The sequence below is a fragment of the Vibrio taketomensis genome (assembly GCF_009938165.1).
Lineage (GTDB): Bacteria > Pseudomonadota > Gammaproteobacteria > Enterobacterales > Vibrionaceae > Vibrio > Vibrio taketomensis.
Map to the genome: position 1 here is coordinate 702,772 of NZ_AP019650.1, position 13,024 is coordinate 715,795.

Below are 13,024 nucleotides of genomic sequence, written 5' to 3' on the forward strand. Positions count from 1 at the left end.
TCAAGAGTTCATCGCATCAATTAGATTCTTGGCAACATTATCTAATCGGTCCCTATCATTATATTCAAAGCATACCGTTTGCTGATCCAATTCATGGTATACCTTTGCCAATGCACTAAAACGCTTAGCTGAAGAATTACAGCCGTGAACAATTAAACGCAGCGGTTGGTTAGTATTAATAGTGACGGGCAATTCCAATCCATCACAGCGCTTTATTTGTTTAATCTCCGAAATGAGAACTTGCGCCTGCTGAGGCGCACTAACATCATTATTAACAATAAATATTGCACCTAGGATAATTAAGCACTTGCTCCAACAGGCTTTAATTTTCATGCTCATCCTCCTTGACCGCGCTCAAATTCAGCACTGCTATAAATTATAGTCGCCTAAATATCATTGATGTATTTATGCCTCCAAACGCAAAATTATTAGTCATAACATACTCACAACTAATTCTTCGCCCCTCTCCTCGAATGTAATCCAAATTACCGCAACGTTGGTCGACAGAATTCAAGTTTAGCGTTGGTGCAAACCACTCTTGATTCATCATGTTTATGGTTAGCCATGCCTCAATCGAGCCACACGCTCCCAAGGTATGCCCAAAATAACTTTTCAAGCTAGATATCGCCATGTGCTTACCAAATACATTATAAGTAGCTTGAGTTTCAGCAATATCTCCGAGTTCTGTCGCCGTGCCGTGTCCGTTTACGTAACCAATTTGCTCCGGCTTAATACCAGCATCTTGAATAGCTAATTCCATACAACGCTGCATCGTCTCTGCCTTTGGCTGCGTGACATGAGCGGCATCGCAGTTAGAAGCAAAACCAACCAGTTCGGCGATCGGCTTCGCCCCTCGAGCCAAAGCGTGATCAAGGTTTTCAAGAATAAGCGTACCAGCGCCCTCTCCAATCACTAACCCATCACGATCACTATCATAAGGTCTAGGGCTTAACTCCGGTTGGTCATTAAATTGACTGGTTGCAAATAAAGTATCAAATACGGCGGCTTCTGTTGGACATAACTCTTCTGCACCACCAGCAACCATGGCTTGCTGCATACCGTATTTGATCGCCTCATAGGAATACCCGATCGCTTGTGAACCAGATGTGCAGGCCGAAGATGTTGGTATTACACGTCCACGCAAACCGAAGAACAAGCCGGTATTTACCGCAGTGGTGTGCGGCATCATCGCGACATAGGTATTAGCGTTAATATTACGTGTACTATGCTCAAGTAACATTGTTGCAAATGCAGAAACAGGGCCGGTACTTCCGGTCGAAGAACCATAAGCAATACCCGTTGAACCATCGGTTAAAGACGCATCATCTATCAGGCCCGACTCATGCAGCGCATATTCTGACGCACGCGTTGAAAGCAATGATACACGCCCCATTGAACGTATTTTTGCGTGTATAATGGCTTGGTAGCTCAAAGCTCTTAATAGGAGCCGCAAGGCGAGTTTGTAAACCATCATATTTATCCCATTCATCCATTCGGCTGACGGCATTTTTGTATAAATGTAGATTATTCCATACGGTTTCGAGGTCTTCCCTAATGCCGTTACTCCTGACATGCCCGTTACAACAACGCGATTAACCATTAGTACAGCCCTCCATTGATTCCGATTACCTGACGATTAATGTAAGCGGCCTTGTCAGACATTAAAATGTCACCAATTCCGCAACTTCTTCCGGACGGCCCATTCTTTGTACTGGGATTTGTGGCATTACTCGTTCTACATGTGACTCAACCATACCGGTATCAATTAGCCCTGGAGCCACACAATTGACAGTGATCTGTCGACGTTTATTACTGAGTTCTAAAGCCAAAGCCTTTGTTGCCCCAATAATGCCAGCTTTCGCTGCTGAGTAATTCACTTGGCCTCGGTTACCAATTTGACCACTTAGCGATGAAAGTGTAATTATCCGCCCTTTTTAAGCCAATCATCGGCATAATTAGAGGATGAATAACGTTATAAAATGAATCGAGATTAGTATGAACCACGCCACGCCACTCATCAGCCGTCATTGACGGGAATGCGTTATCACACGACATGCCCGCATTACTCACCACTCCATAGTACGCCCCAAATTGCTCGATCTGAGACTCAAGGACGACTTTGCACTGAACTTGGTCACGGATATCAAATTGCACACTGCGGCATTGCCCTCCCGCAGAGCGTATTTGTTCCATGGTAAGCTCTGCACCGACCTTATCTTGTCCATAATGAACAGTAACTACATAGCCTTCGCGCGCCAAATTTACGGCAATAGCACGCCCGATACCTTTACTCGCGCCTGTTACTAATACGTTATCCATACATTCGATCCGTTATTGTTATTCTCTCAATTGTTTCAAGATGTCTTGTTCTGCTACGACCGTATTAACTTGGCCAGATGCAACCACATTGTGCTGATTATCTTCAATCGTACATTGATACACCGCCATGCTGCTGTCTCGCATCAATTCTTCAGCCAATACTTGGTACTGACAGTTTTCCTTAAAGCATTCACCCTGATGACTATAGCGCCTCGCGCCGAGCAAAACCGATTGGTGGCTTGCCTCCATCATTGACAGCTTCGATCCCTGCCAACGCAGCGATTGTCTGAGCCATATATTCAATCCCTACTTGTGGTGGAACCCTGCGAGGGTTTCGCTATAGAGAAAGCTTTCTTTGGTAATCGATACTTCACAGGTAATCGAGGTCCCTTGATACTCAATCACTCTGCTTAGCAATATCATTGGAGCAGAGTGCGGTAATCTTTGTTCAATAGGTGGAAAACTGTCTGTATTCATTCTTGTGTTTTATTTCGTTGATTGAAAAACTAAAGCAGCATTATTGCCGCCAAATGCAAACGAGTTTGAAATGATCGTTTTAGGTTCAACATGTAATGTCGTTTCAACCAATGCTATTGGACAAAGATTTGAATCCGTTTGGCGATCAATTGGCCATTGACGAGGTAATGGCTCATTGGAGTTGCGCAATAGTAAGCAAGAAATTGAAGCCTCTACTGCACCAGATGCACCTAAACAATGTCCGGTGAGTGCCTTAGTTGAACTCACGGGAGTGCCTGAAGTAAACATTTCATAAATAGCCGTACTTTCCATGGCATCATTTTGCTGTGTTGACGTACCGTGTGCATTGATATAGTCAACCTCATCTGGACTTATTTCTGCACTGTCTAAAGCAGCGCGCATGGCTAGTATGGCTCCACTTCCACACGGTTTAGGGCTGGATAAATGGTACGCATCTGCAGACTCACCAAAACCTGCCAGTTCTATATCACTTGAACGTTCACTTAAAATCAGTAGCGCCCCACCTTCTGCGACATTAATGCCACTTCGCGATTCATCAAACGGTCGGCAAGGCTTATCAGAAACCTGTTCTAGTGAATCAAACCCATTAACAGTTAAGTGGCACAATGTATCCACCCTCCAGATATGACCGCATCACACACACCTGCACGAATTAGTTTTGTGGCACTAATTAGTGCCCTTGCAGAGGAGGTACAAGCGGTAGATACCGTATAGGCAGGCCCAGTCACCCCGCATAACTGGCGAATAACTAGCGCAACATCTCCCATGTCTTGATGTTGATAGTTATAGTCATCGGGAAAAGTTCCGTCGCAAACCCACTGATGAACGTGCGGTTCGGTCTTTCAATTCCAGAAGTGCTCGAGCCAATCACTACGCCAATCCGATGTTTCCATAACGCTCACAGAGCGCAGCTATAGGAGCTTTAAGTTGGTTAACCAAATAGTGAGCTAGGCGGTTATTACGATTGTCGGCATAGGTCGCGGGAGATAAACCGTCTAAAGAATGAGTTATTCGACCGACAAAAGCACTACGCCCGGAATACAATGGCTCATCCCAAGGCTGCATACCAGGAGCAATACCTTGACGTAAATTGGACAATATTTCTTGCGTGTTAGAACCCAAAGAGCAACTTATCGAGATATCTTCTATATATACATTCTTATTCATTTCTCGCCTCCCACTGCAGTGTTTCTAACTTATAAGTCACATCAACGTCATAGTACTGAACTAACATGTAGCCGTTCTTTGTTGGAAGTTTTGGTATTCAATTGTCATAACTAATCGTCCATCCGAATAAAACTGCCGATTAGACTCACTCGCAACTAACTCTAAGCCTTTATGTACTAGTAACGGCGTTAATTCCTTTTCTGGCGCTAACATCACGTCTTCCAGCACTTTTTCTCCACTTATGACATTGTATTTCTCTGGTACATTTGAACGACTGATTAACTCAGCGCCATCCCATGTAACATTAAACAGTGGAACCGAAAATCCCGATAACCCAACAACACTAATTTGCGACTCAGTGATCTCTAAAATCACTCTTAGCTTTTATGTTGCTGATCATACTCAACAGTCATCAATTGCTGAGCGGTTAATTGACCGTTATAAGAGTTTGGTTGCAACAGTACTAGTGATGTATCAGTTTTATTTTGTTGCTTTGAAGTACAGCCAAACAAAAACAATTATGAAAATGAAAGCCCAATATTTGTGAATCTGCTTAAACATCATCCTTCTCCTTCACAAACACCAATGGAGCGACAAGCCAACTCGATAATATTCCCAACCCAACCGTTAAACCGAAGCTTGAAATCGCATAGTTCGAAGATAACGCCATCAAACCAAATGACAGTAAGGAGCTCAGTCCAGCAATAAACACAGCTAAAATCGTATGTGCAGAGCGGCCGTGACATAACAGAAATATGCTGTAGTCGATGCCAATACCAAAGATCAAAAATAAGCCCAATACATTAAATAACGTAAGCGGTAAACCAAACGCCGCCGGAAGCGCTGCCGCAATCATCACCGCAAGTAATGGCGAAATCATCAATCGCAATAGATTTTAAAGCCAAAATAAATGCTCATAGCAAACATTACCGAAACGATAGCAATCGCCAACAGTTGCGTCACATTTCTCCTGTACTCACCCAGCATAAGCCCAATATCATTCACGTAATTTAAGTAGTATTGGTCTTGTAACAACAAACCCTCGTCAAATTCGCCCGTTAACCCTTGCAACAATAGCAATGAAAAATAACGGCCATCATCTAACTGCCCCGTTAGCTTTGACACTAAGGGTAGTGCTTCAAGTTGCCCCATAGGATCATAAGGCACGCCACTTGGTACTGAACTCATCCCTACTTTAAGCGCTAAAGCTCAGCTTGCTGAGCGAGCAACGCTTGATAACTATGCCAATTTGCAAGCTGTCGTTCCTGCGAAGGTATCCACTGTGTCGCTGCGGTATAAGCTGTGAGTTTGTGCTGAATAATCAAATTATCCAACTGGGCAATAAGTAACTCCTCGTGCTGAGCGACTTGTTCAGCATTTTACCAATTGTGATCACCCAGTCGGAACCACTTTGGCGATTGAGCAAATGTTGAATATAAGCTTCTTCTGCAACCAAACGCGCGTCCGGAGATTGTAAAATCCTAACGTCATCATTAGTGTGCCCCACCATTACCGCAAAGCCGCCAACAATAAGTACCCTGTAACCACCACAAAAGAAGCTTAGGTTTAAACACTTGCACAGCAAACTGACTGAGGTTATTAGCCAAACGAATCGTTCGTGTTTGATCATTTAAGGAGAAAACTGAGGATAAATTAGTAAAACAGTCGCCAGAGCGCCAAATAATCCGAACACCGAGAAGACTGCCATCTGGTTGAGTACTGGTAGATTGGCAAAACAGGCAACTGTAGGCAATAACCGAACTGAACATGCCTAGCAGCAACGCCGGGCGCAATTTTGTCCGACCGTCGCACGCTCAACTGGCGAAACAACACTATTCTGATAGCTGAGATAATGAAACGCATAATCAAAAGATAGGCCGATAAGGCTACTTCCATAACCAACGACATTACATGGATTTCACCAAACCACAATAAAGTTACTGATAGCCCCAACAACACGCCACTAAATATAGATAATGTTGTCATGAACAGTGGTTTGGGATGAGCAAATAACCAAAGCACTATCACGATGATCATCAGCAGAGCCCCACCACCAATCACGGAGATTTCTGTTGTTGCTAGCTGCATTGCACTCGTGGAATGAAAACCCACCAGCACGATAAACGTCAACGTCAAATTTTTGCTCAAGCTCAGCCAGAACACTTTCTAAGACTGATATATCATCAATAGAGTCACTACTGTATGCGCTATTGAGTAGCTCTAATTGGATAAAACTTGGGTTTTGCCATCTTGATTACCCAAAAGATAGCCATTTTGATAGTTAAAGTTCTGATCATTGATTCGTTGCAGTAGAAACCGTTCAAATGTTAGCCAAGGATCCAATTCAAGAGAGCTGCCTACCATCCCCGCTGGTGAATACAATCGCTTGAGAGTTTGAAGCGTTAATTCACTAGAGTTACCACTATTAATTAAGTCTACATCCTGTTGAATCAACAATTGTTGCCGATAGCTAGAGAGCTGTTTGAAAAGCTCAATATGTTGCTGTGCATCAATTAATCTAATACCTTCTAACGTACCTCCAGCTCAACAAACAGTTGAGCTGCGCTTAGCGCTCGCTGTTTTGCTCACTTTCGATAACAACCACGAGATCGTGCTCAAAAATGCTCGATGCGTGCTGCAATGCGATATCCAAAGCTACTGTTTGCGTCTGACTCGGAAACATTGCAAACAAGCTAGTTTGCATGGCATTGCCATTAAAGAACCGAGCACCACTATAAATTAGCAGTGTGAAAGAACGGCTATCCATGCGCGTCGCATTATTGCTTCCATACGTTATTCAATCAATCTAACCACTGTTTTAATGAATCAACAGATATAGAATTATTGGCAGTGAGCGTGAGCAAAGAGGAATCCCGGAACTCTCAATCAACTCCACTTTTGTGAGTTGCTGATGTGAACCATAAACAACAATCAACTCAAAATGGCGTTCAGTGGTGATACGCTCGGTATTAGCTCAACACGCCATTCACCGTCAAGTGAGGAAAAAACTCTATCTTAAATTGTTGCTTTAATCGCGATACGTCATTTTTAGTAGCCCCGTAAAAATCTCTGTGATCAACGATACCGCACTGGTCGGCACATTTTGGTTTACCAACTGATTATCAACCAAACTAAATAATTGCCCTTGTTTTACAACCGTAAGATCCTCAAATGGCTCGCTTTGATGCCACACAATACCTTGCTGTTGATTGATATAGTAACTTCCTGATGATTTGAGGCTTTGGGACAAACCAGCGATCTGTTTTTCTTGCTCAAAATACCCAATTTGATGAGACTGCATACCGAGCTGTTGTAACAGCTTGCTAAAGTCATCATCACGTGATTGTGCAAAGCACAACGTTACACCCAATGAATAGAGAATGAACATCAACGTTATTCTACGCATGCTTCAACCTTTTCTAATAAACGCCTCGGAGACGCATACAACATTTCATTGGTTTCCAGCTCAACAGCACATTGAATCGTGTAGGCTTTAACACAAATTTTGTTGGTATCATGATTAAAAATCACAAAATCTATTTTTAAGCGATTCTCCCATTCAACTAATGTCGCGGTTACTTCCAATTTGTGTGCATGTTGGGCAGGAGAAACATATTTCATTCTCGTATCAACAACTGGAAAAGCATAACCTAGGCGCTTCATTTCAATATAGGGAAAATCAATCTTATCTAATAACGCACGGCGCGCTTCTTCAAGATAACGATAATAATTTCCATGCCATACGACTTGCATTGATCGCAATCTTGAAATGCTACTGTTACGAACGCATTGGCACTAATCATGGGAATAACCTGTAAATTTATGTTCTGCTATCATCGTTACACATTGTCGCAACTCATTGTCTAAAGGACGATCAGAGGTAAGAAATGGCGAGAACTCTCGTACTTCTTTTATCGTTTGTTTGATGGCGTCACTCATTGATGCTGGCTCGAGTTGCCCTTGTCTTCACGCAACTCAATCCCTTGAACAGACGCGAATAAACAGGCTGCTGTCACTTGCTCTGTTAACTCAATCACTCTTCGGCAATCTCGGGAGGCTATGGTGCCCATACTCACTTTATCTTGGTTGTGGCTCTCTGTTGATCGCGAAAACACCGACGCCGGCATAGTATTTTTAGAGCTTCAGCGGTCCAAGCAGATGCGCCAATTTGTACCGCTTTAAAACCATGACAGATGGCAATGATGTCATCCGCCCACCGGTAAGGTTATAGGGCAAGCCATTGTTAAATTTATAGTCACACTGAGCCAACTGACGGTCCAATAAATCAGCAACATTCGCCACCGCGGTTTTCACGCTGTCCATTGCCATAGCAATATGACCACCGTAAAATGACCGCCATGCAATACCATCTCGTTATCAGCATCAATAATTGGATTATCATTGGCTGAATTGAGTTCAATCTCAATCAGTTGTCTAGCCCAAGTCAGTGTATCTTGTAACACGCCAATAACGTGAGGAGCGCAACGCAAAGAATATCGGTCTTGAAGACGCTCGGAGTTGCGTGGGGTTTAGTTGCTGCTAAATCTCTTAAACGCTTGGCACAGCATTTGCCCTGGATGAGGTTTTACAACATGTAAGCGCTCATCATAGTGAAAAGCATTACCCTGCATCGCCAATGTCGTCATCGCGGTAATTCGAGTCGCCATTTCCGCAATATAATTGGCTCGAGACCAGTTAATGCAAGCAAGCGCTGTCATCACAGCCGTACCATTCATCAGTGCTAAGCCCTCTTTAGGGCGTAGCACAATCGGCTTCATACCTGTTAGCTGTAGAGCTTGCAATGACGAGACTACCTCACCATTGTGCATCACTTCACGTTCACCAATCAGTGCCGCCGCCAAATAAGAAAGAGGAGTTAAATCACCAGAAGCGCCGACAGATCCTTCTTCCGGAATTCTAGGTAACATCATAATTCAACAGATGCACCAATCCAGACAACAGTTCACCTGAAACTCCGACTTTCCAATTGCTAACGATGCTAAACGGGCAGCAATTATCGCTCGCGACTCCTGTTGGTTAAAGAATTTACCAAGGCCACAACCGTGAAAACGCGTTAACTGCAATGGTAGAGCTTCAACTAAATGTGAAGGAATTTTAATGCTACAACTGTCACCATATCCTGTAGTGACGCCGTAGATATCGCCATCCTCTTTAATAGACGTTCGAGAAATGCCACAGACTTTTCAATAGAATCTATATAGTCTGGGGTATCATTGAGCTTGACGTTCGCCTGTCTTAACGCCAGAGCATTGACATCCTCAATTGTTATTGACTGCTTACCAAATACAATCGTCTGCAAATCACTCATCGTTTAGTTTCCAAAAATCGTAAAAGTTAAACCATTGCAACGGAAATTGAGGCATAGTGCTCCAACCTTGATGCGTACATATCGACATTATTCTGTAATGCTTGTGCGCGCTGTTTTCGCGGTAGCGCCTGCAACTGCAGTTCTTCTAGATAAACACTGACTTGCTTTTGCTCACTAAAGCCAAACATAACGTAAGTGGGATGCTGCAGTACCGATGCGAGAATGAAAGGTCCAGAGGGAATGGTGCTGGAGAACCTAAAAAATCACTCAAACTACACGTCCATTATTTGATACTGGGTTCGGTCACCAACAATCACAACCCACTCGCCTTGCGCCAGTTTTGTTTCAGTAAAATCGCAACATCGGGCCCCAGATCAGTGACTTGAATTAGATTAAGCGTACTGTCGCTATTGACCGATTCCATCACCTGATTGAACTTTTCAGCATGCTGAGTAAAGACGATGGCGTTGATTTTAAGGCCTGCATGATGTCGGCTGAGGGCTCTACACGCTTCTAAGTTCCCTAAATGACTACCAATAATTACGCTGCCTTGAGATTGATTGACTGCATGTTTAAATAGGGCTTCATCGTTGATGACAATTTGCTCTTTACTGTACTGCCCATCCACGCACCGAGTTTATCGATCATCGACACGCCAAAACTGTACAAATGACGATAGCTGTTCTCTACTGGGACTTGTTTATGTGAAGAGACTGCTTTTGAAACTGCTGAGAAGCGTGGCGAGCCCGTCGGTCAAATAAATAGTAATAAGCGATAACCGGATAGAGCAATAGTTTGAAAAATCTCTGCCAAGGTATTTATAGGCAAACAGTAAAGTCTTAATGCCAAGTACCGTGCCATTCTCACTGCGACGAGACCAATGAACATGCCTATTGATGTTTCTGGCAATTAATCTAGGAATCTTAAGTAGCATTGAAACAATTAGTCGCGTATGTAGCCAACTGATCCTTACGTTATCTCTGAAGGCTGAAAAGTGGCTGACCCCTCCTTCAGGGTAATACACATTGACTGGAATATATTCAATATCCACGCCCTGCCAATAAAGGCGTACGAGCACCTCGATATCAAAGTCCATACGGGTACCCAATGAACATCGCTCAAAGAGTTGATAACAAGGTGCAAGCGGATAGACACGAAAGCCAATCATCGAATCTTGAATCTGCAATGATAAGGTTTCTAACCAGACCGACAAATGGGTTGCATACCGACCATACAAGCGCGCTTTCGGTACTGAATCACTATATACCGGTTTACCCGATATCAGTTTTGTGGATGGCGTTTGGCAGCACTGTAAATTAGAATGGCTTCAAGATCATGTTGACCATCAGAATCTACTTGCAGTGCATGAGTAAAGGCTTGTTGATGAAGTTGCTTTATTCCACTCATGACTGCACCGCTTACCGAGTTGGTCTTAAGTGCTAATTGCTCAACCAAGACATATTCATGAGTGATATCATCAATAATCGACGTCGTTTCTTGATCGCTACCATCATTAACTATCAATATCGGCAATTGATATTGAATCAAAGAGGAGACAACAGTTCGAAGTGCGTAACCGTGGTTATAGCAAGGGATCAAGAAAGCGCATTTCATTTTAGCTTCACCTTTCCTTGTGAGTAACTCACCTGTGAATCAAAATAGCGAAAACTCAACTTGTTTAGCTCCCGATACCATACGAGTTCTAATAACAATTCGGTATTCGGTGATATTGGGCACTGATATTTAACAACTTCCATGCCACAAAGCTCGAAACTTTGTTCAAACACATCTTGTGCGTAATGAAGTGCCCAATCTAACTGAACAACCCCTGGTAGGATCGGGAATTCATCAAAATGCCCGCGAAAATATTTTAACGTGGGTTGAATTAACATAGAGAGTGTGCAAATTTGCTCATCTCTTGTCACTTGTGTTACTAACGGCAACTGACGAATCATACTACTCAAATAACTCCTGCAGTTTTGGTAATCCATTTTTCCTTGAGCGTTGCGAGGAATGCTATCGACTACACGGACCTTTCGTGGCAAAGCAATAGATTCAATGTGCTGAGCAAGATGACCACGGACTTCCCTCCACATAGCGAGTGATTGATTTTCAGTTGTTTTACCGCCCATATTAGGGCTAATACAACGGCTAGATTCACCACTTGCCTTGTACCTGCTTGAGTGACAACTGCGACCACTTGTTCAACTTGTGGTAGTGTCTCTGCGACTTGCTCAATCTCTGTCAAAGAGACTCGTTTCTCTGCCAATTTGACGATTCGGTCTCTTCTTCCTAACAATTGAAAATGCTGTTCATCGACGGCCTCTATTCGATCATCTGTATAATAATCACCATCAACCTCGATATATGGAGAGCGAATTACCATGCAACCATCGTCAATCGAATAACTCAATGAAGTAAATAACTTCCAAGCCACACCTTGCTCACTTTGCCTACGTGTACCAATTCCCCGGTTTCGGAGCTCCCATAGATTTCCAGAGGAATAATTCCGACTAAGGGCCGAATTACAAAGCCGTTTGCAGCGAAAGTGGCCCCCGAACTAAACACTTCTGCCGCGGAAAATTGGATGTTCTCACTGACCAAAAATCTAAAAAATTGGGCTTGCGACTAACGCTGTATTCTCATCCACCAACCGATTCACATCTTCAGGCATTTTTATTTGTCGGCGGTCGAATCGACGCAGACTCAATAACGGCCAAATCAACAAGAACAAAACCATAGATGTGATAATGACTAACGCTACCAATAAACTTAGTAATTTCACTTTCTGAACTCAATTCAGCCTCTAAGTCCAAAGCTTCAAGTTCAAATAGAGCTAATGTTTTGGGATCTTTTGGGTTTACCTGTCGAGCCTGAAGTATAGAGCTCAATCTGACACGCATTCGCTTGCAATGGCTTTGGCGTAAAATTAACGAAACCGGATAGCCATTGAGAAGGAACTAGGATATCAGGGTTGAGGTTGGCATCATCAGATAATAGCGTTGCACTTAACTGCAGATCTCGCAGCGTCACCTGTGCAAAATTATTGGGGAATACCGCAACCTTTTCTGCTTGATGGGTAGCGAGCAAAGCAACTAGGTGAAACCAAGGATCTCGGCACGCAATCACGATATGTGTGGAAGTGGATTGCTCACAGCGTGAATGCAAAGCGGCCACTTCCCATTTAAGATCCGAACCGTCTTCACGGTACTTTGATCGTATGCAAGAACTCGCTCTTCATCTGAAGCAAACAATAACTGATGTATACCTGAGCACATAACAACTAGCCCAACTTCCTTTACGATAAATCCATTCACTGCTAAGCAATAATCCAATTAACCCATAGCTAATTAGGCCGTTGTATAACGTCCATATTTCATAACTTAATTGGGTGGTTATCGCCGCTATCAAACCATTGACCACAAAAACACTCCAGATCATTGTTAATCTCAGGGTGTAAATTAGCCCGGCTTCATCTAATTCTTCCCTGAGTTTCGCTATACGCGTAATAATTGGCTCACCCCAAAGACAAGAGGAAGGAACGTCAATAGCAAGACTAAGTTCATCATCACCGGATAAAACAGTAAGCCCGTTGCGTCGTTGACCATGACTGCATAAAGTAAAAGCCCAATGCCGAAAGTATGCGGTACCCATTCGTTTATAGACAACATACTGCATTTTCGTTGCTGGACCAGTTTAGCGCTCAGCAAC

Annotated in this window: 18 protein-coding genes and 3 pseudogenes; all 21 read right to left on the reverse strand. The window is 43.3% G+C overall.

The genetic code is table 11. The features are described 5' to 3' along the window. The 21 genes and pseudogenes from Vt282_RS16845 to Vt282_RS16935 all read right to left on the reverse strand — a co-directional run bounded on the left by Vt282_RS16845 (position 1) and on the right by Vt282_RS16935 (position 12,984). Positions 1-333 carry a hypothetical protein gene (locus Vt282_RS16845; RefSeq protein WP_162064133.1) on the reverse strand — a complete coding sequence of 111 codons (333 nt, stop codon included), beginning with the start codon at positions 331-333 and terminating at the stop codon, positions 1-3. Between the two features lie 43 nt (positions 334-376). Further along, complete coding sequence (locus Vt282_RS16850; RefSeq protein ID WP_269472616.1) at positions 377-1,600, reverse strand: beta-ketoacyl-ACP synthase; 1,224 nt, start codon at positions 1,598-1,600, stop codon at positions 377-379. Next, positions 1,600-2,319: pseudogene (gene fabG, locus Vt282_RS16855) on the reverse strand (3-oxoacyl-ACP reductase FabG). The gene Vt282_RS16850 and the pseudogene fabG overlap by 1 nt, the downstream one beginning before the upstream one ends. An 18-nt stretch (positions 2,320-2,337) precedes the next feature. After that, on the reverse strand, positions 2,338-2,571 hold the full coding sequence (locus Vt282_RS16860) for a hotdog family protein (protein ID WP_162064134.1): 234 nt from the start codon (positions 2,569-2,571) through the stop codon (positions 2,338-2,340). 234 nt (positions 2,572-2,805) lie between these two features. Further along, positions 2,806-3,423, reverse strand: a complete 618-nt coding sequence (locus Vt282_RS16865; RefSeq protein ID WP_162064135.1) for a beta-ketoacyl-[acyl-carrier-protein] synthase family protein — start codon at positions 3,421-3,423, stop codon at positions 2,806-2,808. After that, positions 3,411-3,584 (reverse strand): beta-ketoacyl synthase N-terminal-like domain-containing protein, encoded by a 174-nt coding sequence (locus Vt282_RS21800; RefSeq protein ID WP_162064136.1) that lies wholly within the window; start codon positions 3,582-3,584, stop codon positions 3,411-3,413. The genes Vt282_RS16865 and Vt282_RS21800 overlap by 13 nt, the downstream gene beginning before the upstream one ends. A 103-nt stretch (positions 3,585-3,687) precedes the next feature. Then, entirely contained in the window at positions 3,688-3,984 is a 297-nt protein-coding gene (locus Vt282_RS16875) for a beta-ketoacyl-[acyl-carrier-protein] synthase family protein (RefSeq protein WP_162064137.1), read from the reverse strand. 60 nt (positions 3,985-4,044) lie between these two features. Next, on the reverse strand, positions 4,045-4,359 hold the full coding sequence (locus Vt282_RS16880; protein ID WP_162064138.1) for a DUF3261 domain-containing protein: 315 nt from the start codon (positions 4,357-4,359) through the stop codon (positions 4,045-4,047). A 178-nt stretch (positions 4,360-4,537) separates the two neighbouring features. Beyond that, positions 4,538-4,864, reverse strand: coding sequence for a hypothetical protein (locus Vt282_RS16885; RefSeq protein ID WP_162064139.1), 327 nt, complete (start codon positions 4,862-4,864; stop codon positions 4,538-4,540). Further along, the gene (locus Vt282_RS16890; RefSeq protein WP_162064140.1) at positions 4,864-5,172 is read right to left on the reverse strand and encodes a hypothetical protein; all 309 of its coding nucleotides are present in this window, start codon (positions 5,170-5,172) and stop codon (positions 4,864-4,866) included. Before Vt282_RS16890 ends, Vt282_RS16885 begins: the two co-directional genes overlap by 1 nt. A 465-nt stretch (positions 5,173-5,637) precedes the next feature. Continuing rightward, positions 5,638-6,072: a hypothetical protein gene (locus tag Vt282_RS16895; RefSeq protein ID WP_162064141.1), complete on the reverse strand. Its 435-nt coding sequence runs from the start codon at positions 6,070-6,072 to the stop codon at positions 5,638-5,640. A gap of 478 nt (positions 6,073-6,550) precedes the next feature. Continuing rightward, a complete protein-coding gene (locus Vt282_RS16900; protein WP_162064142.1) occupies positions 6,551-6,751 on the reverse strand; it encodes a hypothetical protein in 201 nt (66 codons plus the stop codon). Positions 6,752-7,012: 261 nt separating this feature from the next. Next, positions 7,013-7,390, reverse strand: a complete 378-nt coding sequence (locus Vt282_RS16905) for a hypothetical protein (protein WP_162064143.1) — start codon at positions 7,388-7,390, stop codon at positions 7,013-7,015. Then, on the reverse strand, positions 7,378-7,737 hold the full coding sequence (locus Vt282_RS16910; protein ID WP_162064144.1) for an acyl-CoA thioesterase: 360 nt from the start codon (positions 7,735-7,737) through the stop codon (positions 7,378-7,380). The genes Vt282_RS16905 and Vt282_RS16910 overlap by 13 nt, the downstream gene beginning before the upstream one ends. 182 nt (positions 7,738-7,919) lie before the next feature. Beyond that, on the reverse strand, positions 7,920-8,111 hold the full coding sequence (locus Vt282_RS21320; RefSeq protein ID WP_269472617.1) for an aromatic amino acid lyase: 192 nt from the start codon (positions 8,109-8,111) through the stop codon (positions 7,920-7,922). A 7-nt stretch (positions 8,112-8,118) separates the two neighbouring features. Beyond that, positions 8,119-9,176 (reverse strand): annotated as a pseudogene (locus Vt282_RS21805) (HAL/PAL/TAL family ammonia-lyase). Further along, positions 9,083-9,313: a hypothetical protein gene (locus Vt282_RS20855; protein WP_232055174.1), complete on the reverse strand. Its 231-nt coding sequence runs from the start codon at positions 9,311-9,313 to the stop codon at positions 9,083-9,085. Before Vt282_RS20855 ends, Vt282_RS21805 begins: the two are co-directional and overlap by 94 nt. Then, positions 9,306-10,927 (reverse strand): annotated as a pseudogene (locus Vt282_RS16920) (LpxL/LpxP family acyltransferase). The gene Vt282_RS20855 and the pseudogene Vt282_RS16920 overlap by 8 nt, the downstream one beginning before the upstream one ends. Continuing rightward, positions 10,924-11,445, reverse strand: a complete 522-nt coding sequence (locus tag Vt282_RS16925; protein ID WP_162064145.1) for an ApeI family dehydratase — start codon at positions 11,443-11,445, stop codon at positions 10,924-10,926. Before Vt282_RS16925 ends, Vt282_RS16920 begins: the two are co-directional and overlap by 4 nt. A 694-nt stretch (positions 11,446-12,139) precedes the next feature. Then, positions 12,140-12,490, reverse strand: coding sequence for a hypothetical protein (locus Vt282_RS16930; RefSeq protein WP_232055175.1), 351 nt, complete (start codon positions 12,488-12,490; stop codon positions 12,140-12,142). A 320-nt stretch (positions 12,491-12,810) separates the two neighbouring features. Beyond that, on the reverse strand, positions 12,811-12,984 hold the full coding sequence (locus tag Vt282_RS16935) for a hypothetical protein (protein WP_162064147.1): 174 nt from the start codon (positions 12,982-12,984) through the stop codon (positions 12,811-12,813). Positions 12,985-13,024: the final 40 nt, after the last annotated feature.